Origin of the sequence: Paenibacillus durus (assembly GCF_000756615.1) — a bacterium.
GTDB lineage: Bacteria > Bacillota > Bacilli > Paenibacillales > Paenibacillaceae > Paenibacillus_AQ > Paenibacillus_AQ durus.
In genome coordinates, this window is the sequence record NZ_CP009288.1 from 1,962,367 (window position 1) to 1,987,662 (window position 25,296).

General features: G+C 52.5%; 19 protein-coding genes. 15 read left to right on the forward strand and 4 right to left on the reverse strand.

Going from position 1 to position 25,296, the window contains the following annotated elements:
• Window positions 1-744: 744 nt before the first annotated feature.
• From glcT to pulA, 5 genes are all read left to right on the forward strand, one after another.
• Window positions 745-1,599 (forward strand): glucose PTS transporter transcription antiterminator GlcT, encoded by an 855-nt coding sequence (glcT, locus tag PDUR_RS08810; RefSeq protein ID WP_042205943.1) that lies wholly within the window; start codon window positions 745-747, stop codon window positions 1,597-1,599.
• A gap of 307 nt (window positions 1,600-1,906) precedes the next feature.
• The gene (gene ptsG / locus PDUR_RS08815; RefSeq protein ID WP_042205944.1) at window positions 1,907-3,970 is read left to right on the forward strand and encodes a glucose-specific PTS transporter subunit IIBC; all 2,064 of its coding nucleotides are present in this window, start codon (window positions 1,907-1,909) and stop codon (window positions 3,968-3,970) included.
• A 91-nt stretch (window positions 3,971-4,061) separates the two neighbouring features.
• Entirely contained in the window at window positions 4,062-4,337 is a 276-nt protein-coding gene (locus tag PDUR_RS08820; protein WP_036598353.1) for an HPr family phosphocarrier protein, read from the forward strand.
• Window positions 4,330-6,042 carry a phosphoenolpyruvate--protein phosphotransferase gene (ptsP, locus tag PDUR_RS08825; protein ID WP_042205945.1) on the forward strand — a complete coding sequence of 571 codons (1,713 nt, stop codon included), beginning with the start codon at window positions 4,330-4,332 and terminating at the stop codon, window positions 6,040-6,042. The genes PDUR_RS08820 and ptsP overlap by 8 nt, the downstream gene beginning before the upstream one ends.
• A 450-nt stretch (window positions 6,043-6,492) precedes the next feature.
• Window positions 6,493-8,868, forward strand: coding sequence for a type I pullulanase (pulA, locus tag PDUR_RS08830; protein ID WP_042205946.1), 2,376 nt, complete (start codon window positions 6,493-6,495; stop codon window positions 8,866-8,868).
• Window positions 8,869-8,948: 80 nt separating this feature from the next.
• Here pulA and PDUR_RS27220 read toward each other — a convergent pair whose 3' ends face one another.
• Complete coding sequence (locus PDUR_RS27220; RefSeq protein ID WP_052410133.1) at window positions 8,949-10,559, reverse strand: diguanylate cyclase domain-containing protein; 1,611 nt, start codon at window positions 10,557-10,559, stop codon at window positions 8,949-8,951.
• A 391-nt stretch (window positions 10,560-10,950) separates the two neighbouring features.
• On the opposite strand from PDUR_RS27220, the gene PDUR_RS28710 reads away from it, so the two are divergent.
• From PDUR_RS28710 to zapA, 4 genes are all read left to right on the forward strand, one after another.
• On the forward strand, window positions 10,951-11,208 hold the full coding sequence (locus tag PDUR_RS28710) for a hypothetical protein (RefSeq protein ID WP_156130388.1): 258 nt from the start codon (window positions 10,951-10,953) through the stop codon (window positions 11,206-11,208).
• 93 nt (window positions 11,209-11,301) lie between these two features.
• The gene (gene pheS, locus PDUR_RS08840) at window positions 11,302-12,336 is read left to right on the forward strand and encodes a phenylalanine--tRNA ligase subunit alpha (protein ID WP_042205947.1); all 1,035 of its coding nucleotides are present in this window, start codon (window positions 11,302-11,304) and stop codon (window positions 12,334-12,336) included.
• Between the two features lie 140 nt (window positions 12,337-12,476).
• Window positions 12,477-14,921 (forward strand): phenylalanine--tRNA ligase subunit beta, encoded by a 2,445-nt coding sequence (gene pheT, locus PDUR_RS08845; protein WP_042205948.1) that lies wholly within the window; start codon window positions 12,477-12,479, stop codon window positions 14,919-14,921.
• A gap of 196 nt (window positions 14,922-15,117) precedes the next feature.
• Window positions 15,118-17,136 (forward strand): cell division protein ZapA, encoded by a 2,019-nt coding sequence (gene zapA, locus PDUR_RS08850; RefSeq protein WP_233277553.1) that lies wholly within the window; start codon window positions 15,118-15,120, stop codon window positions 17,134-17,136.
• Window positions 17,137-17,213: 77 nt separating this feature from the next.
• On the opposite strand, the gene PDUR_RS08855 is transcribed toward zapA, so the two are convergent.
• The gene (locus PDUR_RS08855) at window positions 17,214-17,609 is read right to left on the reverse strand and encodes a cupredoxin domain-containing protein (RefSeq protein WP_042205950.1); all 396 of its coding nucleotides are present in this window, start codon (window positions 17,607-17,609) and stop codon (window positions 17,214-17,216) included.
• A 295-nt stretch (window positions 17,610-17,904) separates the two neighbouring features.
• Between PDUR_RS08855 and PDUR_RS27225 the strand changes: the two genes are divergently transcribed.
• On the forward strand, window positions 17,905-18,978 hold the full coding sequence (locus PDUR_RS27225; RefSeq protein ID WP_052410134.1) for a GGDEF domain-containing protein: 1,074 nt from the start codon (window positions 17,905-17,907) through the stop codon (window positions 18,976-18,978).
• 68 nt (window positions 18,979-19,046) lie between these two features.
• On the opposite strand, the gene PDUR_RS08865 is transcribed toward PDUR_RS27225, so the two are convergent.
• Complete coding sequence (locus tag PDUR_RS08865) at window positions 19,047-19,394, reverse strand: phage holin family protein (protein WP_042205951.1); 348 nt, start codon at window positions 19,392-19,394, stop codon at window positions 19,047-19,049.
• A gap of 154 nt (window positions 19,395-19,548) precedes the next feature.
• On the opposite strand from PDUR_RS08865, the gene PDUR_RS08870 reads away from it, so the two are divergent.
• The 4 genes from PDUR_RS08870 to PDUR_RS08885 all read left to right on the forward strand — a co-directional run bounded on the left by PDUR_RS08870 (window position 19,549) and on the right by PDUR_RS08885 (window position 24,333).
• Window positions 19,549-21,918: an endonuclease MutS2 gene (locus PDUR_RS08870; protein ID WP_042205952.1), complete on the forward strand. Its 2,370-nt coding sequence runs from the start codon at window positions 19,549-19,551 to the stop codon at window positions 21,916-21,918.
• A 33-nt stretch (window positions 21,919-21,951) separates the two neighbouring features.
• Entirely contained in the window at window positions 21,952-22,371 is a 420-nt protein-coding gene (locus PDUR_RS08875; protein ID WP_042205953.1) for a DUF350 domain-containing protein, read from the forward strand.
• A gap of 139 nt (window positions 22,372-22,510) precedes the next feature.
• A complete protein-coding gene (locus PDUR_RS08880; RefSeq protein ID WP_042205954.1) occupies window positions 22,511-23,044 on the forward strand; it encodes a hypothetical protein in 534 nt (177 codons plus the stop codon).
• A gap of 77 nt (window positions 23,045-23,121) precedes the next feature.
• Window positions 23,122-24,333 carry an MFS transporter gene (locus PDUR_RS08885; protein WP_042205955.1) on the forward strand — a complete coding sequence of 404 codons (1,212 nt, stop codon included), beginning with the start codon at window positions 23,122-23,124 and terminating at the stop codon, window positions 24,331-24,333.
• 119 nt (window positions 24,334-24,452) lie between these two features.
• On the opposite strand, the gene mscL is transcribed toward PDUR_RS08885, so the two are convergent.
• The gene (mscL, locus tag PDUR_RS08890; protein WP_042205956.1) at window positions 24,453-24,827 is read right to left on the reverse strand and encodes a large-conductance mechanosensitive channel protein MscL; all 375 of its coding nucleotides are present in this window, start codon (window positions 24,825-24,827) and stop codon (window positions 24,453-24,455) included.
• A gap of 174 nt (window positions 24,828-25,001) precedes the next feature.
• Between mscL and PDUR_RS08895 the strand changes: the two genes are divergently transcribed.
• Window positions 25,002-25,235 carry a hypothetical protein gene (locus PDUR_RS08895; protein WP_042205957.1) on the forward strand — a complete coding sequence of 78 codons (234 nt, stop codon included), beginning with the start codon at window positions 25,002-25,004 and terminating at the stop codon, window positions 25,233-25,235.
• Window positions 25,236-25,296 lie beyond the last annotated feature (61 nt).

Genomic DNA, 25,296 nt, shown 5'->3' on the forward strand with positions numbered 1-25,296 from the left:
CTTAGATCAGCAGTCGCCCCGAAGATTGCTGAATGTATTTTTAAGGCGTAACGGCGCTGATTCCTTGAACTCCTTAATGAAATGATTCTGATCGAAGTATCCGAGTTCCAGAATGCGTCCGAACATCTTCTCTTTGCTCGGGATCTTCCAGAGCTTTCAGCACCACATGTTGAAACCGGATAATGCGTCTGAACAGCTTTGGAGAGACTCCGACATACCAGTCGAAGTTTTGTGCATGTACCTTGTGGAGTATCCAATTTCCGTGGATAGCTCACAGATTTGCACCGTTCCCTGGATGGCAAGAATTTTATCCGTTAGATATTGAACCAGATTCGGGACTTCCAGCTGTTCGCGGTAATACTGGCGGCAGAAGTTCTCAAAAGCGTGGATACGATCCTTGAAAATGTGCTGGGAAGCGATCATTTCAAGCAGCTCGGCTACATGAGGCAGTACGTTGAAGGCGGATTTTTCCTGTAGCTGGATTTCCTGGGTGAGACGGATATGGGGCAGCTTATTTTGAGCATCTGAACAAGCTGCAGGCCGGTGTTTTTTAGACTAAAGCAATCTGGGTGCCTGCCGGCGTTTTAGGGTGTGATGATGAATGGACACATCTTGCTTCATAATTTGATCTCTTTATCAATAGATTCCTTGATGTTGGGGGACGGCGCAAGTATAATTTAACCGTGCCGTTTCCATTTTGGCTGCTGTCAGAAATAAGGATATGGATAATAAAGAGGTGTACACGTGAGCAGCATAACTGTGGCCAAGGTGCTGAATAACAATGTTATCATCGCCGACCATCCCCAATATGCCGAAGTCGTCGTGATTGGCAAGGGAATCGGGTTTAATCGTAAAAGCCGCGATCAGATCAATTTATCTGCCGTGGAAAAGATGTTCATTCTCCGAGACCAACAAGAGCAGGAACAATATAAAGAGCTTGTACCACAGGTCGATGAGAAGCTGATTGAAATCATTCAGGAAATTGTACTGTACATTATGCAGCGGAGCCGGCAGCCGGTCAACGAGCATATCCATATTGCGCTTACAGATCATATCTCTTTCGCCATGCGGCGGTACGAGCAGGACGTAGCCCTTCATAATCCTTTTTTGTATGAGACCAAAGAGATTTATCCCGAGGAATATGCCATGGCCGAGTACGCTATCGCTAAAATCAACAAGGCTATGGGCGTAACGATGCCTGTCGACGAGATCGGGTTTGTCGCTCTGCACATTCATAGTGCGCTCAGCAACAGCAGTATATCGGAGCTCAAGCAGCATTCCCAGCTGATCGGCGATTTGGTCAACCTTGTCGAGATCAGTCTCGAGTACCGTGTTCCCAGAGATTCTTTGGATTACTCCAGGCTTGTTACCCACCTGCGGTTTGTGCTGGAACGGCTGCGCCGAGGCGAGGCGGTCAAGGAGACCTCTTCGCTTGACAGCTTGATGAAACGCGAATATCCGGAAATGTATGCGCTCGCTTGGAAGCTGACGAAGGTGATGGAGCGGCGAATGCACCTGACTGTATATCCGGCGGAAGTCAGTTACCTGACCGTTCATTTACAGCGTCTTGCCCAGAAAAAAGAGGACGAAGCCGGATGAACAGTCTTAAGGGCAGTGTCTGTCTGGTATCCTTCACACGTTTGGCCAAATGTGGCATTTTTAAGGCATATATTGCAAGTTAAAATAATTGGTGCTAGAATAAAAACTGTCAATAAGCAAAACAGAATACTAACGTGTAACTGATTCGATCAGGCATGAGTGATTTACAGTATCTTGGTTGTATTCCCCTTAGTCGGGGTAATCTAACTTTAGGGTTAGAGAACAACAGGTGTGCTGTATATACTCATGCCTTTTTTGTTCTCTGTTTTGCTTGTAGTCCATAATTGTCCAAAGGAAGTGAAACTTTATGTTTAAAAAGCTTTTCGGCGTCTTACAAAGAGTCGGTAAAGCGCTAATGCTTCCGGTTGCCATTCTTCCGGCTGCAGGTTTGCTGCTGGGTATCGGCAACATGCTGGTCAACCCGGACTTCCTGCAATACGTTCCGGCTTTGGAGAACGATACGGTTCAGGCCATCGCCAACGTATTGATGAACTCGGGCCAAATCGTGTTCAGCAACCTGTCACTGCTGTTCGCTGTAGGTGTAGCCATCGGGCTTGCCGGAGGCGAGGGCGTTGCAGGCCTTGCGGCCATCATCGGTTTTCTCGTCATGAACGTGACGATGGGAACGGTGCTCGGAATCAACAGCTACGTACTGAGTAAGGGGGATTTCGCCTACTCCAGCGTGCTCGGGATTCCAACGCTGCAAACCGGGGTGTTCGGGGGTATTCTCGTCGGTATACTCGCATCATCCATGTACAAGCGCTATTTCAAAATCGAGCTTCCTTCCTATCTTGGCTTCTTCGCCGGCAAACGCTTTGTGCCGATTATGACAGCCGTTACTTCCCTGATTTTGGGCTTGGCTCTGACTGTGATCTGGCCTCCAATCCAGCACGGACTGAACTACTTATCCGAGAATATGATTAATACGAACCTGACGCTGTCGGCGTTCATCTTCGGCCTGATCGAACGCTCGCTGATTCCGTTCGGCCTGCATCATATTTTCTATTCACCGTTCTGGTACGAGTTCGGAAGCTATGTCGATAAGGCTGGCGATCTGGTTCGGGGCGACCAACGCATCTTCATGCAGCAGCTCCGTGACGGCGTACCCTTTACAGCCGGTACTTTTACAACCGGTAAGTATCCGTTCATGATGTTCGGACTGCCTGCCGCCGCTCTGGCCATCTATCATGAGTCCAGACCGGAGAACAAGAAGGTTGTCGGCTCCCTGATGGTATCCGCGGCTCTGACCTCGTTCCTTACGGGTATTACCGAGCCTCTGGAATTCTCGTTCCTGTTCGTAGCTCCGCTGCTGTTCGCCGTTCATGTCGTTTTCGCGGGTCTGTCCTTCATGACCATGCAAATTCTCGGCGTAAAGATCGGTATGACCTTCTCCGGAGGTTTCATTGACTATACGCTGTTCGGCATTATTCCGAACCGCACCTCTTGGTGGCTCGTTATTCCGGTCGGTCTTGCCATGGCCGTCATCTACTACTTCGGATTCCGTTTCGTTATCCGTAAGTTCAATCTGAAGACGCCTGGGCGCGAAGATGTAGTAGATGATGACGCCGATGGTAAGGATTCAAATGCGGCGGCGGTATCCACCGCAGGGGACGACCTTCCGCGTAATATTCTTGCCGCTCTTGGAGGTCAGCAGAACATCGTTCATCTGGACGCCTGCATTACCCGTCTGCGGGTAGAGGTCAAAGAGAAGACGAATGTCGACAAGAACCGGCTGAAGAAGCTGGGAGCTTCCGGCGTACTGGAAGTGGGTAATAATATACAGGCCATTTTCGGTACCCGATCCGATACAATCAAATCGCAAATTGAGGATGTTATCGCCGGCAGAACTCCGGCGGCCGCTCCAGTGGATGCTGCTCCGCAGCCTGAATTAGAGCAGCAAGCGGGCGAGACGATTATTCCCGAAGATATCGTATCACCTGTAAACGGGGAATTGCTGGATATCACACAGGTTCCGGATGCGGTATTCTCGCAGAAGATGACTGGCGACGGATTCGCGTTCCTATCCTCCGACGGCAAGATTGCTTCTCCGGTCTATGGTAAAGTATTTAATGTATTCCCGAGCAAGCATGCAATCGGCATTATGTCCGACGGAGGCAAGGAAGTGCTGGTGCATATCGGCGTCAACACGGTTAAGCTGAAAGGCCAAGGCTTCACCGTATTGGTGGAAGAAGGCGATCTCGTCGCCGCCGGGCAACCGATTATGGAGGTTGATCTGGAATATGTGAAGGCCCATGCGCCTTCGGTCATTTCGCCGGTTATTTTCTCGAATCTGCCTGAAGGCTCTGCAGTCACCCTGAAGAAGCCGGGTAAGGTATCCATCGGCGACAAAGATATTGTTAGTATTAAGTAAAAGTGCAAACTGGCTACGCTTCCTTTATAATAAATGGAAGCGAAAGCTGTTAAACTAAACCTACAAATTTTAGAAAGCGAGTTGGATTATTATGCAAAAAACATTCAAAATTATCGATGAAGACGGAATTCACGCACGCCCGGCTACGGCCCTGGTAAACACGGCAACTAAATTCAAAGGCACTGAAGCATTTGCAGAAGCTAAAGGTAAAAAAGTAACCTTGAAATCTATCCTCGGCGTTCTGTCCCTGGGACTGGAACCTGGCGACACGCTGACGCTGATTACAGACGGCAGCGAAGAAACTGAAGCGCTGAGCGCGCTTCAGGACGTGATGATTAAGGAAGGGCTGGGAGAACTGAATGACTAAAATTTCAGGAATCGCGGCTTCGGCAGGGATTGCGATCGCACGAGCCTTTATCCTGGAACACCCCGACTACACCATCAAGAAGACTACGGTAACGGATGTAGAAGCGGAAGTTGTTAAGCTGGAAGAAGCGCTCGATAAATCGAAAGCGGAACTGCAGAAGATTAAAGAACGCACTTTGGCGGAGCTGGGCGAGAAGAAAGCGGAGATTTTCGAATCTCACTTGCTCATCTTGGACGATCCGGAGCTGATTAGTCCTGTTAAGGATAAAATCCGTGAGGAAGCCGTAAATGCAGACTATGCATTGAATGAAGTGGCGACTCAGTTCATCGCCATGTTTGAGAATATGAAGAGCGCATATCTTCAAGAGCGCGCTGCCGATATGCGCGACGTAACCAAGCGCGTGCTGAACCATCTGCTCGGCATTCACTATGTGAGCCCTGCTGAAATCAGCGAAGAGGTTGTCGTTATTGCGGAAGACTTGACTCCGTCCGATACGGCTCAGCTCAACCGGCAGTATGTAAAAGGCTTTACAACCAACATTGGCGGCCGTACATCCCACTCGGCAATCATGGCCCGTTCCTTGGAGATTCCGGCGGTGGTTGGCACCAAGAATGTGCTCACCCAAGTCAAATCGGGCGATCTCGTCATTGTCGACGGCTTGAGCGGTGACGTGCTCATTAACCCGAGCGAAGCCGAAGTGGCTGAGTACAGCGCCAAGAGCGAAGCCTATGCTCTGCAAATTGCAGAGTGGAGAAAGCTTCGCGACGAGCCGACGGTATCCGTGGATGGCAAGCATGTGGAACTGGCAGCCAACATCGGTACGCCTAACGACGTTACGGGCGTAATCGAGAACGGGGGCGAGGGCGTCGGCCTATACCGCACCGAGTTCCTGTACATGGGTAGAGACAAACTGCCTTCCGAGGAAATCCAGTACAATGCTTACCGGACCGTTCTAGAAAATATGAATGGCAAGCCGGTCGTCGTCCGTACGCTGGATATTGGCGGCGACAAAGAACTGCCTTACCTGGATCTGCCAAAGGAAATGAATCCATTCTTGGGCTTCCGTGCAGTTCGTCTCTGTTTGGAACGCCAGGACATTTTCCGCACACAGCTGCGTGCTCTGCTGAGAGCAAGCGTTCATGGCAACCTGCGCATCATGTTCCCGATGATCGCGACGCTTACGGAATTCCGCGCTGCCCGCGATCTGCTGCTTGAAGAGAAAGCCAAGCTGCAGGCTGAAGGCCAGGAAGTATCGGAGAGCATCCAGCTCGGCATTATGGTGGAGATTCCATCCACGGCCGTGCTTGCGGATCAGTTCGCCAAAGAAGTTGATTTCTTCAGTATCGGTACGAATGACCTTATTCAATATACAATGGCTGCCGACCGTATGAATGAACGGGTATCCTATTTGTATCAGCCGTACAATCCCGCTATTCTGCGTCTAATCAAGAACGTAATCGACGCTGCCCATGCCCAGGGTAAATGGACAGGCATGTGCGGCGAGATGGCCGGGGACGCAACAGCCATTCCGCTGCTGCTTGGTCTTGGGCTCGACGAGTTCAGTATGAGCGCAACTTCGATTTTGCCGGCTCGCAGTCAAATCTCCAAGCTGTCAGCCGAAGAAATGAAGACTCTGGCTGCAAAAGCACTGAATCTTGGCACGGCCGAAGAGGTAGTCGCTTTGGTGCGCTCCATCGGCAACTAAACCTGTTTTTTACAGGGAAAGCCCTTCGTTTTAACTTTGATCACTTTTCCAAAAATAATTGCTTAGCCGGTCCTTTAAGGATCGGCTTTTTAATGTGTTTGACGAAATCCGTGGCAAAATGGCGACGATGTTCATAAAAATGCCATTAATTAGTGTTATTTTCATATAATTGTTAGTGAAATGTATTGTAATGCGGGTTATAATCTTTAAAATTAAAAGTAATTAGATTATTATTATTTAGGAAAAGCTATCTTCAGCCGATAATAAGTAAGTGGTGCCCGTGAAACTGAAAAAAACCCAAGCCTGTGAACATATTGTTACATATTATATATTAGCAATGAGCCTTATCCTTGTTCATTGCCAATGTATAAGACATCTAAGAAGGGGCATATATGGATCTAAAAACTTCCGGCGGAGATTGTGTGCGGAAGCAATAGGATGGTGGATTTAATGAAAAGCAACTATATAAATGCGGAACCCGCATCGGAAATATACAATGGCATGGATTTAGGATTAAGCTACACGCCGGAAAGCAGCATATTCAAGGTTTGGGCGCCCACGGCATTTGCCGTATCGCTTGTCCTGTACGATTCCGGAGGAGAAGAGATTGGAAATGCGGAAGGTTCGGAGGATGCACGCTTGACTTATATGCTTCGCCGGGACGGAGGCGTCTGGCAGGTGAAAGTCGCGGGTGACCTGAAAGGTAAATTTTATATGTACCGGGTCGTTTTCGCAGATGGGATGATCCGTGAGTCAGCCGATCCGTATTCGGCAGCCGTTTCTGCGAACGGACTTCGTTCAGCTATTATCGATATGCGGGATACCGATCCCGAAGACTGGGACCAGGATGTATCTCCGCACTTGCAGCATCCTGTGGATGCAGTGCTCTACGAGCTCCATGTTCGCGATTTCTCGATTCACGAAAGCTCGGGCATTAGCGAAAAGGGAAAATATAAAGCGTTCACCGAGACAGATCTGCGTGATCCCGAAGGCAATACACTCGGAATCGACCATTTAAGCGAGCTGGGTATTACGCATGTCCATTTGCTGCCTGTTTTCGATTTTCAGACGGTGGATGAGCTGCAGATAAAGGATAGATTCCCGGGAGAAAGCAACTATAACTGGGGGTACGACCCTCAGCACTATAACGCTCCGGAAGGTTCTTACAGCACGGATGCTGCTGATCCCGCAGCGCGTATCCGGGAGTTTAAAGAAATGGTTCAGGCGCTGCATCGGCGGGGAATTTCTGTCGTGATGGATGTGGTATACAATCATACGTACTCTGTGGACGGAGGCCCCTTTGAAGCCTTTGTGCCTGGGTACTTCTATAGACATGATTATGCAGGCCGCCTTTCCAACGGTTCCGGCGTCGGCAATGAGCTGGCTACAGAACGGCCAATGGTGCGGAAGTTCATCAAGGATTCGCTTCGCCATTGGGCGACAGAGTACCATATCGACGGATTCCGATTTGATCTTATGGGTCTTATCGATACGGTAACGATGCGTGAAGTTGTCGAGGAACTGCGCCTTGAGGTCAATCGTAATCTGATCTTTTACGGGGAGCCGTGGACCGGCGGCGATTCTCCGCTGGCTTCCAAGACGCTGAAAGGTGCACAGCGCGGAAAAGGTTATGCCGTCTTCAACGATAACTTCCGATCCGCCATCAAAGGAGACAGCGACGGCTGGGGCAGAGGCTTTGTTACGGGAGAACTCGGCAAGGAAGGGGCGGTCGCCGCAGGCATTATAGGTGCCGTTCACGATTTTACGGAATCTCCGGCCGAGACGGTTAATTATACGACTGCTCACGATAACCTGAATCTATGGGATAAGCTGCTCGCGACGCAGGGTCTTCGCCGGGATGCGCGGTTTCCGGATCTGGATAATGGAAGGCTGAAAAATGGAGGCAGCCTGGAAGAGGCTGTGGCGAACGCCGATCCGTATGTCGGAATTACGGAAGAAATCCTTTTGGAAAATGAAACGGTGCGGCGATCACTGCTGGCGGCTGGGATTGTGCTGACCTCTCAGGGCATTCCTTTCTTGCATGCGGGAGATGAGCTGCTTCGCAGTAAATATGGCGATCATAACAGCTATCGGAGCGGCGATGCCATCAACGCGATTCGTTGGAGCAATAAGGCTAAATTCCTTCCTGTGTTCCAGTATTATAAGAATTTGATCGCGCTGCGCAGAAACCACCCGGCTTTTCGGCTGCATGGACGTCAGGAAATTGAGCGCTCCTTGGAGATTTTCCGCTGCGATGGCGGGGTGGTGTCCTATGTCCTGAAAAATCATGCCGGCGGTGACTCCTGGAAGAATATCGTCGTTCTGTTTAACGCCAATCCTTGGGAGGTAACGACAGGCCTGCCTGCCTGTTCCGAGCAATGGAATGTGGTTGTCGATCATACCCGGGCGGAAGTAGCGCCTTTTCGGAAAGTGGAAGGTGCCGAGGTGCAGCTGGAAGGGCTGTCGATGATGGTGCTCTACGATGAATGCGGAACGCCGCCACAGCAGGCCAAGACAGTCGAGGTGCATTATGAGCGCTCCGACGGGGACTACAGAGGCTGGAATTTATGGGTATGGGGTACCGGGATACAGGATGGCCAATGTGATTTCCGGTATATGGAAGACGGCAGGGCTGTTGCCACAGTCGAGGTCGTGCCGGAGACCCGTTCCTTTGGTTATATTCTGCGGGTGAATGATTGGGAGGCCAGGGACGGAAGCACAGACCGCTTCATCGATTGTTCGGTAAATGAAGAAGTGATCAAGGTGTTGATTAAGGACAGTGATGACAACACCGTCGTTGCACAGAAATTCTCAATGACAAGTTAAATGATTCAATAAACCGTATAAAAAAGGCTGCTCTGTCCGCTGTAATTCCGCGATGCCGAGCAGCCTTTTGCATGTCCATTTCAATTTCTGGAGCTTTCTTGTTCCGGATAGTCCTCATCTATTTCCTTGTCATACAGATTGAATTCATTCCCGCCATGGCTTTTGGAACGGTACATGGCCAAATCGGCAGCGCGCAGAAGTTCATTAATCGTGCTTCCGTGCTGAGGATGCAGTGCGACTCCAATACTCGCCGAAGTGCAGAAGCTGGATCCGTTGTTTGCCGACCACTGCTTGTTAAACAGCTGAAGCAGCCGGCCCAATATATCATGGAGTGCTTCGTGAGTGAAGCCAAGGTGAAGGATGACGGCGAATTCATCGCCTCCGATTCGAAATGCCTGTCCTGAGCCTTTAACGCTCTGCTGAAGCTCACGGGACAGCAGCTGCAGAAATTCATCACCGGCCAGATGCCCCAATGTGTCATTAAGCTGCTTGAACCTGTCGCAATCCAGCAGGGCGAGTGCAAACTTTTGTCTGCGGTCATCGGGATTGGTGAGCAGATTTTCCATATACATTTTAAAATGCGCACGATTGGGTATCGACGTCAAATGGTCGTAGAACGCCAGTTTATGCAGCCGCTCTTCATATTGCTTGCGCTGCGTTATTTCCCGGGAAACAAGCATGAACTGCGCTGGAAATGACAGGTTGCCTTTTACGGGTGACACCTTTGTCTCAAGCCAAATCCAGTGACCGTCGGCGCTTTTCATCCTCAGTTCCGCCATTCGCGGCGTCGCTTGGACAATGCTCTTCAGCTTGACCCAGGCAATTTCCGATTCTCTGATGTAATTCGAGAGAGGCTCGCCTTTCTTGGGGATGTAGCCAAGTGCGGATGAATGCGACGGAGACGCGTATAAAATCTGGCCGTTCACATCAGTTAACAGAATAAAGTCGGACATGGTCTCCCCGATAAGCTGGTACAGCACCTTGTCCTCCCGCATCTCGCTTTGGAGCCAGACAATTCTTTGGACGAGATAGATGATGACCAGAACAAGCATGAACAGCAGAAGCGAGTAGAGTGCGAATATCGTGCTTTTCTGGGTTTGAAAATCGGCGGTTACCCGTTCTGCATAGATACCCATCAATTGCTCCGCCTGATCGAGACTCCGGTGAGCATCGTTCAACTGTTCGCTGTAAACTGCGGGAGAGGAGCCTTGATTTCCACCTCCGTTCAGCGAGCCTGCCGAGAGAACCAATCCCGCGGCTTCCCGCCATTGACCAAAGGGGCCAGCGAAATTAGCAAGCTCCTGCCGGATTTCACTCAGCAGCTTCCTGCTGCTGTCGAGGTTCTGATAAGACTCTACGTTGGCTAGATTTCGCACAATGGTATTGATGCTCTTCTCGGTCTCGGCCAAGCTGTCCCCGAACTCCTGACGGAAATGAGAGCGCTGAAGTCCGGTTAGAGAAGGATTAAGGGCGTTCTGAAGGAGCAGCGAAGATTGATATAAATCGCGGTCTGCTCTCAAAATAAGATTCGTATTCCGGTAAATGTCCTTGTATAGAGTATCCGAGAACCGGTTGATCGAATGGTTCAAATACAGCAGGGAACCGATACTGATCGTAATTAAGAGAAACGTTATAGCAGTGAATAATACAATTAGTTTACGAGTCTTTTTTGCTTCGGTAAACCCAGCCAATGTCTTCCTCTCCTCGCCAAAAACATAATTGGGAATAAGCCTATGTATTTGTCAAAAGCCGTACGGAATTATGTATTTTAAGTAAAGATGTAATCCATGAATTGATTATGTATAGACAGCTAATGAAGGATTCGACTACTTCTTCAGAAAGACTCCGGTAGGAGTTTTTCTCATTAGGGTTGGATTGTTCAAGGCGAAGTACGGGGAGCTTTTACTTGTACCGGAACAGACCGATGAGACTTATTACCCAGCTTATGCCCATTCGATACATTTTTGTGCCTAATCCGGCCGATATCTCAAACTGTGCTTCCTACGGATGCCGCATTCTTGCCGTCATCTTACAGCTTGCCAAAGTTGCCCGTATTGCCTATAATAAGTTGATGTTACATTGTTGACTATAAACAACGCGACGATGGAGAAGAGTACACAGCATCTGACCCACAGGGAGGAAACGCCGGAGATTGAGAGCGTGACCGGGAAGCAGGGCTGTCGAAGTTCGCTCCGGAGCAGTTCCTTGAACTTTGCCCGCTATTTAAAGGCGGAACAGTCAGTAGAGGATACCGGCCGCAGACCGTTATTTCTGTATAAAGTGAGGCAGTTTATAGGGCGGTTGTCCCGTTTTGGGAAGCGGCTGGCTTATAGCGTCTAACAAGGGTGGTACCACGGTCTTTTCGTCCCTTACCGGGAGAAAAGGCTTTTTTTGTGCATTAATACCTGAAGTGAAGGAGGCTGCTTAAAGGCTATGAAGGAAAAGTTGGAAGCATTGAAGGTTGAAGCGTTGGCGAAGCTGCAGGAGGTGCAGGACGCTCAGACGCTGAATGACCTGCGGGTAAAATATCTCGGTAAAAAAGGCGAGCTTACGGAGGTCCTGCGCGGCATGGGTTCACTCAGCGCGGAGGAGCGTCCGGTCATCGGACAGGTGGCGAATGCGGTGAGAAGCGCGATCGAGGAGATTATCGGCTCGAAGCAGGAAGCTTTTCAAGAGCAGGAAACGCTGAAGCGCCTGCAGGCGGAGAAGGTGGACGTTACGCTGCCGGGACGCCGTCTGCCTCAGGGCGGCATTCATCCGCTGAACAGAGTGATTCAGGAAATTGAGGATATCTTCATTGGCATGGGCTACCGTGTGGCTGAAGGCCCCGAGGTGGAGACGGATTATTTCAATTTCGAGGCGCTGAATCTGCCCAAGAATCATCCGGCCCGCGATATGCAGGATTCTTTCTATTTGACAGAGGAGCTGCTGATGCGCACCCAGACGTCTCCGGTACAGGTCCGCACCATGCAGTCGATGGGCGGCGAGGTTCCGGTCAAAATCATCTGCCCGGGCAAAGTATTCCGGCGTGATGACGACGACGCAACCCACTCTTTCCAGTTCCATCAAATTGAAGGACTGGTCATCGGGCCGAATATCCGCATGAGCGACTTGAAGGGTACGCTTCAGCAGTTCGTTAAGGAAATGTTCGGACCGAACACGGGCATTCGGCTTCGTCCGAGCTTCTTCCCTTTCACCGAACCAAGTGTGGAGGTCGACGTAAGCTGCTTCAAATGCGGCGGACATGGCTGCAGATTATGTAAGCAATCGGGCTGGCTGGAAATTCTGGGCGCCGGCATGGTGCATCCGAAGGTTCTGGAAATGGGCGGTTACGACCCTGAAAAATACAGCGGATTCGCCTTTGGCATGGGCGCGGAGCGAATCGCGTTGCTGAAATACGGTATTGATGACATCCGTAATTTCTACATCAACGATATGGGCTTTGTCAAACAGTTCAGAGGCGTGTAGCCCCCCCCACAAAGTGAAGCTTGACTTCGAAGTATAATCAGGTACTTTGCGGGGACCCCGAAAGGATGGAAATTCTTCATATCGTAAGAGAAACGGCTTCGCCGTGCGGAAATCAACATTGAATAAGGAAGTGAGCGGACATGAAAGTATCAACCGGCTGGCTGGCTGATTATATAACGCTGGAGGGCGTGACCGCCGAGGAACTGGCGGATAAAATTACGGACGCGGGCATTGAAATCGACGGCGTTGAGCGCCGCAATAAAGGGCTGTCCGGAATCGTCACCGGATTTGTCAAATCCAAGGAAAAGCATCCGGATGCCGACAAGCTGAATGTGTGCATTGTCGACGCTGGTCAGGAAGAGGACCTGCAGATCGTCTGCGGCGCGAAGAACGTGGCCGCCGGCCAAAAGGTTCCCGTGGCGCTTGTCGGCGCGAAGCTTCCGGGTCTTGAGATCAAGAAGGCGAAGCTGCGTGGTGTTGTGTCCCAGGGCATGATCTGCTCCGCCAAAGAGTTGGGGCTGAATGACAAGCTGCTGCCGAAAGAGCTCCAGGAAGGCATCCTGGTGCTGCCTAAAGATACGGAAATCGGGCAAGACATTACGAAGGTGCTCGGCCTGAACGACGAAATTCTGGAATTTGATCTGACTCCGAACCGGTCTGACTGTCTGAGCATGATTGGCGCGGCTTACGAGACCAGCGCCATTCTGGGACGCGAGTTGTCGCTGCCGAACCCCGGTCGGGATATTATTGAAGTTGCCGTTCCCGCATCGGACGCCATATCCGTCAGTATTGAGAACGAAGAGCACTGCAAGCATTACGCGGTCCGCTATATTGCCGGCGTGAAGCCCGCTTCTTCTCCGCTGTGGATGCAGAACCGTCTCATGGCGGCGGGTGTGCGTCCAATTAACAATATTGTGGACATCACCAACTACGTCATGCTGGAGTATGGACAGCCGCTGCATGCATTCGATGCCGACCGGCTGGAGGGCGGCACACTCGGCGTCCGCCTTGCCCGTGAAGGCGAGCTCCTGACCACGCTGGACGGCCAGGAGCGCAAGCTGGAGCCGCACATGCTGGTGATTGCGGACGCCGCAAAAGCGGTGGCGCTCGCCGGAGTGATGGGCGGTCTAAATTCGGAAGTAACCGATCAGACGGTGAATATTGTGCTGGAGTCGGCCAGATTCGACGGCGGAACGATCCGCAAGACGTCCCGCCAGCTCGGTCTCCGCTCGGAAGCTTCGCTGCGGTTCGAGAAGGAAGTGGACCCGCGCTCCGTCATTCCCGCGCTGAACCGCGCGGCTGCGCTTCTTAGCACCTATGCCGGCGGCTCTGTGCATGAAGGAATTATTCAAGCCGGGACCGACGAAGTGCAGGAAAGAGTAATTAAGCTGTCGCTCGATAAGCTGAACCGGCGACTCGGCACGGACCTTTCGCTGCTGGAAGTGAAGACGCTATTTGCGCGGCTGCATTTTTCCTGCGGGGATGCGGAGCAGGGAATGATCGAGGTTAGCGTGCCTACCAGACGCGGTGATATCAGCTGGGACGTGGATCTCTTTGAAGAGATCGCCCGCCTGTACGGTTATGACAACATTCCGACTACGGCGATTGAAGGTCCGACTACACCAGGAGGATTGACCGGACCGCAGGCGCTTCGCCGCGCGCTGCGCCGACTGCTGGCGGACGGCGGCTATCAGGAGGTGCTCGGGTATTCCTTCATTCAGCCTGAGCAGACTGCGCTGTTCCCTGCACTGACAGAGGGGGGGCTTGCGGTCAAGCTGGCCATGCCAATGAGCGAGGACCGCAGCGTGCTGCGGACAAGTCTCCTGCCGCAGCTGCTGGATATCGCTCAGTACAACATGAACCGCCGGCAGAGCGATCTGGCGCTGTTCGAAATCGGTACCGTGTTCGTGACCGATGAGGAACAGCTGACCCGTGAGCCGCGCGAGTTTCAGACGCTGGGCCTGCTGCTGACGGGCAGCCGTGCGGCGAAGCAGTGGAATATCGCTGCCGAGCCTGTCGACTTCTTCGATCTGAAGGGAGCGCTGGAATCCGTATTCGCATACCTCGGACTGGAGAACGACGTTGTTTTTGAAGGCGACTCTCCGCATGGCTATCATCCCGGCCGCTCGGCCTCCCTGTATCTGAACGTAGAGGGAGAACGGGTGAAGCTGGGTACCCTGGGACAGATTCATCCCGACTTGCAGCGCAAGCAGGATCTGGAGGATACGTATGCGGCTGAGATTTTGCTGTCGCCGCTCTATGAAGCGGCGCGGACATCGCTGCAATACAGCGAGCTTCCCCGTTACCCTGGCATGGAACGGGATATTGCGCTCGTCGTGGATTCGGAAGTTCCGGCGAGCCGGCTGCTGGATGCCATTCGTGAGCAGGGAGGAAGCCTGCTGCAATTGGCGCAGGTATTTGACGTATATACCGGCGGCAAGCTGGAGAGCGGCAAGAAGAGTATCGCCATCTCGCTGCTGTACCGCCATACGGAGCATACGCTGACCGACGAGGAAGTCTCAGAGGTTCACGACAAGGTTCTGGCCGCGCTTCAGCAAAGTTTTGGCGCGAACTTAAGAAAATAGCAGGAATTTGTAAAGCCGCAGCGAATCCATTTAGAAACCTGGAATCGCTGCGGTTTTTCTTTCTTGAGAAAATGTAGCCTCAGGTGGAAGGTAAGACAAGAGCGCTTTTTTGCCAAACGATAGTGGGTAAAGTTACAATAGAACAGAGAAACAGCTTAGAATCCGCATACACATAAAGGAGGGCACAACTGTGGCAATGGACCGGACCCGTGTCGCCGTGGAGATTTATGGTACTTCCTATAGACTGGTTGGAAGCAGCATTGAATATATGAAGCAGGTCGCCCAATATGTGGACGAGCATATGCGTACGATTTCCAAATCCCATAATCGGCTGGACACGCCGCGCATAGCGGTGCTTGCCGCTGTGCATATGGCAGAACAGGCAATACAGGCGCAGGATCTCAAGAATGAATTGAATGTGCTGACCGGAGAACGCAGCTCGCTGCGCACCGAAGTCGCCCGGCTGCTGGAAGCGCAGCGGCAGCATCAGGAAGAGCTGGAAAGGGTGGTTTCCGAGGCCCGGCAGGAATCGAGCAGGCTATTTACCGAGGCTGAGGAGGAGCGCAAACGGCATCAGGAGGCCGAAGAGCTGGAGCGCAGGATGCATGAAGAACTGCTGCAGAAGGCGGAGGAGACGGCCGCGGCGGTTCGGCAGGGACTTGAGGAAGAACTGAAGCGGCGGGAACTGGAGCAGCAGGATCTGCGAGAAAGACATGAACGCGATCTGGCGGAGAGCCGGGACAGCAATCTGCGGGAGCTTGGACAAGCTGAAGCGCTTCGCCTGAAGCAGGTGGATGAATTGACGGCGGCGCACCGTCTGGAGCTTGATGAACTTCGGGCTTCACACATGGCGGAGCTGACAGAAGTTAAAGCGCGGCTGGCACAGGAGCTTGCGGAGACGAAAGCTGCGCTAAGCAGAGAACTCTCGGAAACGAAAAGCATGATGACCCGTGAGCGGGAGGAGGCCGTTTCGGCGCTGAATAAGGAACTGAGCGGGGAACGGGAACTGCTGCAGCGTGAACTGGCGAAGAACAAGGATCTCCGGCAGACCTTAGGGAACCAGGAGCATCGGCATAAGCAGAGCACGCAGGAGTTCGAGAAGCAGATTGGCGAACAGCGCGGCACAATCAGCCAGCTGCAGGCGAAGCTGCGCGCCGAGGAGGCGGGTCTGAAGACGGAACGGGAAGCCCGGTCCGCTCTGCAAAATCAGCATAATGAGGCCCTTCTGCGTGAACAGCAGCTAGAAGGTGAGCTGCAGGCTGCTGCAAGTCTCGGCGATCTGCTCCAGCAGGAGCTGGCCGAGCTGCGTCAAGTCTATGAACTGTCGAAGAGCCAGGCGGAAGAGCTTCGGAAGTCTTATGGCGAGACTTCCGAAGACCTTGCCCGTACCCGGGATGAGCTTGCACGGATAACGGCAGAGCATGCTGAGTGGAAGGCGGCGGCAGGCAAGCGCCAGGAGGAAATCGCCGAACTGGAGATCAGCTTGTTGGAAGCCGAGGAGAAGCTCGAAGCCGTGAAAGGAGAGCTTCACGGACTTCGAGGCGAAACCGAAGGGCTGTCGGCGTCACTGAAACGGGAGCGGGCTCTCCGGCAGGAGGCTGAAAGCGCCGGAGAAGCGCTGAAGGTTAAAGAAACGGAGCTGGAGACTGCTCATGTCAGCTTGCGGGAACGGTATGAGGAATTGATTGTGCAGTACGATGAAGTGCTGCAGGAGGGAGAACGGCAGCAGGAGCGCTGCCGTCTGCTCGAAGAAGAAGCCGAACAGACCTCGCATCGCCTGGAAGAATTGTCCGAAGCGGGCAGAGAGGCTGCGGCTGCCGCAGAACTGCAGCGCGAGCAATTGAGCGAAGCGCAGAATTACGGCGAATCATGGAAAGCGAGCTATGAAGAGCTGAAACAGGCGCAGCAGCGGTGGGCGGAGACGGAAACGAAGCTGCGCGAGGAGATCGACCTGTGGCAGCAGGAGGCCGAAGAGGGCGAGCGGGTGCGCGATTCGCTCAGCCAGGAGCGTAGTGACGCTCTCCAGAAGCTTGGCGAGGTTGGAGAAAGCTACGAGCTGGTCCAGGGTCAACTCCGGCTGCTCCAAGCCGAATTCGAACTGCGGCATAGCGAGCTGGAACGCGTTACGCAGGAGCATCAGAAGCTGCAGGCGGAATATGCCAAGCTGCAAAATGAATATAATGAATGGATTCAACTTATCGAACAGGATAGTTGAATGGCGGCGCATGATAAAAGGGCAGACTCGCGGAGAAATCCGGAGGCTGCCCTTTTAACCGGGTAATTATGTGAATATCATTCAACGATGATGTCGGCGCTCATTTGACTGTGGCCGGCACCGCAAAATACAGCGCAGGTCATTCGGAATGTGCCTGTTTGTTCAGGGATAATGACTTGGGAGTTGTTGTTTTCGTCCAATTGAAGATTAAGCTCGGGGACCAGTATACCATGATTGCCGCTCTCGTTCTTAAATACAATTTGGACGGGAACCCCTTTTTTCAAATGGTATTCTTTTTTGTCGAAACTGAAATTGGTAGCTTTGATGACAACTTCCTCCTCCGCCGCTGCCGAGCTAACCGCACTCTCTTTCCCGCTATCTGCGGCATTTCCGCCGTTCCCCGAATTCCCGCCGCAAGCGGCCAGAACGAGCAATAAGGCGATGGATAACAAAGACAAAGGCGTGTTCTTCATTTTGTCCTCCTTAAGTTAAAGGATGCAAAAGCCTTTCAAATTTATTATAATGAAAATCAATATACTACGGCAATATTTTATCATCATTAGCTAGAAGACTTCCACCTCATTAGGAGGGGGAGGGGATGCGATGTGTTCAAAACCGAACGTATGTGCTATTATAAAAGGGAATTTCAGTCATCTGAAATTTCCCGCTTTACAGATGGCGGAGTGTTTAAAATACATAGGTTAAAAGTAGGGGATTCTCATTAGTGGAGCTGCTGTTTTACTGAATACCGAAGTCTGGCACCGAAGAATGTTGAATGTATACTGGACATTGGCCGCCATTGCTCTTATCGGGCAGGCTTACTGTGCGCTGAGCGGCTATAATCCGGAACCTTATCGCACCATTTCATCACAGATTGGATATTTATTATTCTTCTGCTATCTGATTATTTTGCTGAGCGTAATTTTAGCCGAGATCTGGCTGCGCTCCGACTTCAGATTTCAAAAGCAAATGGTGGTCGGCTGCGGGTTCGTTATGTCTTGCCTGCTGTATTTTGTTAGCGTGCCCTATGTTGACGGCGCGCAGATGGCGCTGATGATGCCGGCAATGACTTCGCTTGTTTACTTTGACCGCAGAATGCTTTACGTTCTCGGACTGCTCAGTATCTTCGATTACGCCGGCATTTATTTCATGCTTGAACGGGGACTGCTGAATAAACCGCTGTCTGAGTTTTTGATGATGGAATGCATTTTTATCGTATTTGTGGTCTTGGCGCATGGAGTTATCGTGCGTGCGCATGAAACGAGCGAATATCTGGAGCAGGTGACCCAATCGGAGCAGGGTCTGCTGGTTGAACGGGCGATAGCCGACAAGCTTTTGAAGATCGATGCGCTAACCGGACTTTATAACCACAAGACCTTTCACGAATATTTGGATTCGCTGCTGGAGCAGTGCGAGACGAACGGGCTGCGGCTGCAGCTTGCCCTATTTGATATTGACAATTTTAAGCAGGTGAACGATACATACGGCCATTGGATTGGAGACATTGTGCTGAAGGAGGTCGCGGGAAAAATCGGCGGAATGATCGGCCCGAACGATTTTGCCGCAAGGTATGGAGGAGAGGAGTTCGCGATTATTTTTACGGATAAAGATCCGGAGGAAGCGTATGCGCTGGCCGAAGAGCTCCGGTCCGACATAGCCGGAATGGATCATCCTTATGCGGGAGGAAGACGGATTACCGTCAGCATCGGCTTATGCCGCTACTGCACTGGCAACGGAAAGGAACAGTTGTTCCGTAAAACAGACGAAGCCTTATACTTGGCCAAACACAGCGGTAAAAACCAGGTCATGACCTCCGAGGATAAACAGCTCATGCTGGTCTGATCCGCAAAAGAAGCCGCCCTTTCACTCATCGTGTCGGGAACGGCTTTTTTTGGGCTTCGAAAGTCCGGTTATTTACCGGCTTCAAACGGGGTAGAGACAGGCAGGAACAAGTCAATAATCCCGATGACCAGAGCCGCGAGAAGAGCGCCAATAATAGATACGCTAACGCCCGCTACAATGAACTGTGCCAGCCAGATGACCAGTGCGCTTACCAGAAACCCTACGATACCGCGCCCGAACGGTGTTGTTTTGCGACCGAAAATGCCTTCGGCGATCCAGCCCAGCAGTGCGATCACCAGAGCAAGCATAAGGGCGCTCCAGAAGCCGCCGATGCTGAAGTTCGGAACAATCCAGCCAACCACAAGAAGGACAATCGCGGACACGATAAAGCGGACAACATGACCCAAAAATCTCACTGTACAAGCCTCCTTTGCTTTTAGCCTTAAGGATACGTGCAAGGGTTATTGTACACAGAAACATTCTCCGTTATGTTGGTAAAACGTACCCAAATAGCGAAAATGAGCCACATTCGGTATAATGATTTCTATATGAAGGGAGCTGTGACCGTAATTGGACGACAAGATTTTGCATACGCTTGAGTATCAAAAGATTATAAATAAATTGATGCAATATATACAAACTCCGATGGGACTGATGATGGCCGAGAACCTAAAGCCCTCCGGCGATTTCGAAGGTGTCAAGCTGCTGCTGCAGGCGACGGACGAGGCGGCTACGGTTGATCGTCTAAAAGGCGTGCCGTCCTTCGGCGGGATAACCGACATCAAATCTTCGCTGAAGCGGGCCTCCATCGGCGGAATGCTCGGCCCGCACGAGCTGCTGGCCGTGGGAAATACCATTGGCGGCGGACGCCGGGTCAAGCGCTTTCTGGCCGCTATGCATGAAGAAGAACCGATCCAGATGCTCTTCGACCTGAGCGATCTGGTATCGGAGCAGAAGCCCGTTGAGGACGCTATCCGCTCTGCCATCGACGAGAACGCGGAGGTGCTCGATACGGCTAGCGCCGAGCTGTCCCAGGTCCGCAGGGAGCTTAGGAACGGCGAGACGAGAATCCGCGAGAAGCTGGATTCGATGATCCGTTCCTCTTCGGTCTCGAAGATGCTTCAGGATCAGCTAATCACCATCCGCGGCGACCGGTTCGTCATTCCGGTGAAGGCGGAATACCGCTCCCACTTCGGAGGAATCGTTCACGACCAGTCCGGTTCGGGAGCAACGCTGTTCATCGAGCCCGAATCGATTGTAGCGATGAACAACAAGCTCCGGGAGACGCGGCTGCGCGAAGAGCGGGAAATTGAGATCATCCTGCGGAAGCTGACCGCGCTTGTTGGTGAAATTGCCGAGGAGACGGCGTATGACGTCGATATTCTCGGCCAGCTTGATTTTATATTCGCTAAGGCCCGCCTGGCGCGGGAAATGAAAGCTGCCCGTCCGCGGATGAATGACCGCGGCTATCTGAAAATTCGCAAGGGAAGACACCCGCTGATTTCCGCGGAGTCCGTTGTTCCCCTGGATGTGGAGCTCGGCAACCAGTACAGCTCCATTATCGTGACAGGCCCAAATACGGGGGGGAAGACCGTTACGCTGAAGACAATCGGGCTGCTTAGCCTGATGTCGATGTCCGGTCTCTTCATTCCGGCCGAGGAAGGCAGCCAAATGTGCGTATTCGACGCCATTTATGCCGACATCGGAGATGAGCAGAGCATCGAGCAGAGCCTGAGCACATTCTCCAGCCATATGACCAATATTATCTCCATTCTGAAGCGTATGACTCCCAAAAGCCTGGTCCTGCTCGACGAAGTCGGAGCGGGAACGGACCCGGCAGAAGGCTCGGCGCTTGCAATCGCCATCCTGGAGCATATCCACCGGACGGGATGCCGGATGGTGGCAACGACGCACTACAGCGAACTTAAGGCTTATGCCTATGAACGCAAGGGTGTTATCAATGCCAGCATGGAATTCGATGTACAGAGTCTGCGGCCGACATACCGCCTGCTGGTCGGTGTTCCGGGCCGAAGCAATGCCTTCGCGATCGCCGAGCGGCTGGGACTGCCGGCCGCCGTTCTGGAGCATGCGCGCGGCGAGGTGAAGGAAGAGGATCTGCGCGTTGAGCATATGATCGCTTCGCTGGAAGAGAACCGTCTCGGCGCGGAGAACGAGCGCGAGCGGGCGGAGAATCTCCGGCGCGAGGCGGAGGAACTGCGCGGCAAGCAGCGCCAGGAACTGGAGAAGCTGGAGAGCCAGCGCGACAGGTGGCTTGAGAAGGCGGAGAAGGATGCTGCCGCGATTGTCGACAAGGCTCGCAAGGAAGCTGAGCAGATTATCAGCGATCTGCGGCGTCTGGCTCTGGAGGAAGGGGCGTCAGTCAAGGAGCATAAGCTGATCGAAGCCCGGCGGCGGCTCGATGAAGCGGAGCCTTCGCCCCGCAAGAAGGAGCCCGCACGAGGGGCGAAGAACAAGCAGGCCCGGCAAATCGGGCCCGGTGATGAAGTGGCTGTACACAGCCTGAATCAGAAGGGCCATGTCGTCGAGCTGAGCGGAACCAAGGAAGCCGTCGTGCAGCTCGGCATCATGAAAATGAAGGTGCGGCTGGACGATCTGGAGCTGCTATCGGCCGCTAAGCCGGCTGCGCCGCAGCCGCTGCGCCAGGCCACCACAGTCAAGCGCACACGGGACGAGAATATCCGCAGCGAGCTGGATTTGCGGGGAGCGAATCTAGAAGAGGCGCTGATGGAGACGGACCGTTTTATTGATGAAGCGTTTCTTGGCAATCTTGGCCAGATTTTTATTATCCACGGCAAAGGAACCGGTGTCCTGCGCTCGGGAATTCAGGAATATTTGCGCAAGCATAAGCATGTCAAGAGTTACCGTCTCGGCAACTACAACGAGGGCGGCGCGGGCGTTACGGTTGCGGAGCTGAAATGACGGGCTTTCCCCGCGGAAAGAAGGAGAAAACCTATGGAACATGTAATCGATGCTTGGCTGAGCCATCCGCTGGGAGGCCTGCTCGGCTACTTTGCGGTTGCCATTTTGGAGCTGGTTGTCTTTCTTTCCATATTCGAAATGGTGACCAAATACAACTGCTGGGATGAAATCCGCAGAGGCAATGTGGCGGCTTCAATGGCGACGGGCGGCAAAATATTCGGCATCTGCAACGTGCTGCGCTTCAGTATTCAGGCGGAGGCTTCGATTTACGAAACCATGAAATGGTCCGTGATCGGTTTTGTTTTGCTGCTGATTGCTTACTTTATGTTTGAATTTCTGACGCCCGTCTTTTCGATCGACAAGGAGATTGCGGCGGATAACCGGGCGGTCGGACTGACGGCAATGCTCATTTCCGTGTCATTGTCCTATGTGATCGGGGCTTCTATTCTGTAGCGAAGAAAATCGAACGGCGCAAAAGGAGACGCTGAAGCCGAATGAAAATTCTGGTTCGTGTGCTGTTTGTTGCGGCGGTCTTGTTTATGGCAGCCGGAATTATCTATCTAATGATGAATTGACGAAGGAGACTGGAAAAATGGATACAACCATCTGCCCTTGGTGCCATACGGAAATTGTATGGGACGAAGAACTCGGACCGGAGGAAGCCTGCCCGCATTGCGGCAACGATCTCAGCGCTTACCGTACGGTAAATATCAGCAGGGAAGACCTGAATGACGAATTGGAAGACGATGACGAGCATGAGCATGAACATGGCGGCGATCTATGGGGAGAAGACGAGCCGGACGGAGTTGTTCCTGTATTCAACACACTCGATGCTTACCGGGACACTTATGATCTGGAGCGTTATGACAGCACCGTAGCCGCCGTTCTTGACGAGCAGGCTGAAGTGCCGGAATGTCCGCAGTGTCATGAATATATGCTGCTTGCCGGTACGGTAGGGGTGAGTGATTTCAAATCCGCCGCGCCGGCTTTTCTTGGCGTACCGCTGTTAAATGCTCCGTTCTCCCTAAATATGTATGTCTGCCCCTCATGTTTCCAGATTCAGTACAGCCTGGCCGAAGAGGACCGGGAGCAGTGGGTGCGCAATATCGGGGGCCTTCGCAAATAAATAAGTTCCTCCGCTAAGATCCTCCGGTTTGGGGCATGTTAAACAGGTGCATGTCTCAAAGGTTAAGGAGGAATACCATGAAGGTCTCGCTGCGGGGACAGGCGGCGCTGCTGCTGGCGGTTAACGGGTTATTCGTGCTTTCGGGCGCGCTCGCGGGAACTTTTCTGAATGTCTACTTATGGAAAAACCGTCAGGATTACGCCATGATCGGCTGGTTTACTGTAGCCCAGCAGCTGGCTCTGGGTCTCAGCTTTTGGCTGGGCGGCAAGTGGGTGAAGGAACATAATAAAATGAACGCCCTGCGGCTTGGCATCGCCGTTTCGGGCCTTTTTTATCTTCTGGTGCTGTGGCTGGAGAGCAAGGTGACCCAGTACGTCTGGCCGCTTGGCATTGTGCTTGGCATTGCTTCCGGCCTGTTCTGGCTGGCCTTCAACATCGTTTATTTTGAAATTACGGAACGCGAGAACCGCGATGCATTTAACGGTTGGGTCGGGCTTCTTGGTTCGCTGACCGGCATCGTCGGGCCGTGGCTGTCCGGTTGGCTGATCTCTGCGCTGCATGGAAACCGGGGCTACCGGATTGTTTTTATTATTTCGCTTTGTGTTTACGCTACGGCGGCGGTGCTGAGCTTTTTTCTGAAAAAACGCAAAACCTCCGGCAGCTACGAATGGCTGGAGCCTTGGCACCGCCTCCGTTCCGGAGACGGAGATTGGCGCGTGACGGCGGCTGCGCTATTTTTTCAAGGCCTCCGCGAAGGTGTATTTTCCTTTCTGATTGGCCTCCTGGTATACATAGCGGCGAAGGAGGAGAGCAAGCTGGGGCAGTTCACGCTGATTACCTCTGCGGTGTCGCTCGTCAGCTACTGGGCAGCAGGCAAATGGCTGAGGCCCAAATTCCGGTCGGCCGGTATGCTCTGCGGAGCGCTCCTGCTCGTGGCGGTGATATTACCTATGCTATGGGCGGTAAGCTACGGCATGCTGCTCGTTATGGGGATCGGGACATCTCTGTTCATCCCGCTGTACATGCTGCCGATGGTTTCCACCAGCTTTGATCTGATGGGGGAAAGCGAGGAGAGCGCCGGCAAGCGTGTCGAACTGGTTGTGCTGCGTGAGCTATGCCTGATGACCGGGCGGCTGGCGGGAACGTTTGTTTTTATCGGTATTCTGTCGGTCAGCGCCGCACCCCGCACCGTTACTCTGCTAATGCTGGGGCTTGGAGCCGCGCCGCTTGGAAGCTGGCTGTTTCTGCACCGGATGCTGCGCAGGGAATCTTTGCCGGAACGTTCATGACGGAAGCCGGCCTGTGCCATACCCGATTCATCAGCATGAACGAACAGCCGTCTCCCTGGGCAATGCGGCAGGAGAGACGGCTGTTTGATTTTCATTTAACTTTTCACAGAGTAAAGTGCCTATCTGTCCTTCAGAAGATCGCGGATTTCGGTCAGCAGCAGCTCCTCACGCGTCGGAGCGGGCTCGGCTTTATCCGCTTCCTCCCGTTTCCGTTTAAACTTCCCGGCCAGCTTGACGAGCAGAAACAGCGAAAAGGCGATGATAAAAAAGTCGAGCACGCTTTGGAGGAAAACGCCGTATTTTAGCACCGTATCGCGGTATGGATATTCCAGACTTTTCAGATCAATGCCGCCGATCAAGAGTCCGATCACCGGCATGATAATGTCGTTCACCAGTGAAGACACGATTTTGCCAAAGGCAGCCCCGATCACAACGGCGAAAGCGAGATCAAGCACATTTCCTTTCAGCGCAAAGCTTTTGAACTCTTTCCACATTGTAGGGTAATCTCTCCTTCCGTTTGGATAACCGTTTGCTCCATTATGACAAACATAGAGGGAAGCATCAATACCCAAGGTTCGGGAACCTCTTGCGAAATTTAGCACATAAACTGCAGGCGAAGCGGCATACTAAGTGTGGTTGAACTATTCCAGGAAAGGAATGAACACACAATGCAATCCACACAAATGCAACCTTTGAGCAGTAAAGAACTGGAGTATATTTCCGACTCCATTTCCAATGAAGACCTGCTGATCAAGCAGTATGCGGCCACTGCCGGAACTACGCAAAATCAAACGGTCCGCCAAATTTGTGAGCAGCAAATCCATAACCACAGCCAACATCTGGGGGCGCTGATTCAACTGCTTCAGCAGCATCAGCAGTACGCACCCAACCAGCCGCAATAAAGGAACTGCTCCGCACAAATTAAGCGCATGCTTCCAAGGCCGATTATCACAATACTTTTAG

What these genes read in the sequence shown, in the direction of transcription:
- PDUR_RS08875 (WP_042205953.1), top strand. Translation starts at nt 21,952, where the DNA reads ATGGAACATGTAATCGATGCTTGGCTGAGCCATCCGCTGGGAGGCCTG.
- PDUR_RS27225 (WP_052410134.1), top strand. Translation starts at nt 17,905, where the DNA reads ATGTTGAATGTATACTGGACATTGGCCGCCATTGCTCTTATCGGGCAG.
- PDUR_RS08820 (WP_036598353.1), top strand. Translation starts at nt 4,062, where the DNA reads ATGCAAAAAACATTCAAAATTATCGATGAAGACGGAATTCACGCACGC.
- pheS (WP_042205947.1), top strand. Translation starts at nt 11,302, where the DNA reads ATGAAGGAAAAGTTGGAAGCATTGAAGGTTGAAGCGTTGGCGAAGCTG.
- ptsP (WP_042205945.1), top strand. Translation starts at nt 4,330, where the DNA reads ATGACTAAAATTTCAGGAATCGCGGCTTCGGCAGGGATTGCGATCGCA.
- pheT (WP_042205948.1), top strand. Translation starts at nt 12,477, where the DNA reads ATGAAAGTATCAACCGGCTGGCTGGCTGATTATATAACGCTGGAGGGC.
- PDUR_RS08855 (WP_042205950.1), bottom strand. Translation starts at nt 17,609, where the DNA reads ATGAAGAACACGCCTTTGTCTTTGTTATCCATCGCCTTATTGCTCGTT.
- zapA (WP_233277553.1), top strand. Translation starts at nt 15,118, where the DNA reads ATGGACCGGACCCGTGTCGCCGTGGAGATTTATGGTACTTCCTATAGA.
- PDUR_RS08895 (WP_042205957.1), top strand. Translation starts at nt 25,002, where the DNA reads ATGCAATCCACACAAATGCAACCTTTGAGCAGTAAAGAACTGGAGTAT.
- PDUR_RS08885 (WP_042205955.1), top strand. Translation starts at nt 23,122, where the DNA reads ATGAAGGTCTCGCTGCGGGGACAGGCGGCGCTGCTGCTGGCGGTTAAC.
- ptsG (WP_042205944.1), top strand. Translation starts at nt 1,907, where the DNA reads ATGTTTAAAAAGCTTTTCGGCGTCTTACAAAGAGTCGGTAAAGCGCTA.
- pulA (WP_042205946.1), top strand. Translation starts at nt 6,493, where the DNA reads ATGAAAAGCAACTATATAAATGCGGAACCCGCATCGGAAATATACAAT.
- mscL (WP_042205956.1), bottom strand. Translation starts at nt 24,827, where the DNA reads ATGTGGAAAGAGTTCAAAAGCTTTGCGCTGAAAGGAAATGTGCTTGAT.
- PDUR_RS08880 (WP_042205954.1), top strand. Translation starts at nt 22,511, where the DNA reads ATGGATACAACCATCTGCCCTTGGTGCCATACGGAAATTGTATGGGAC.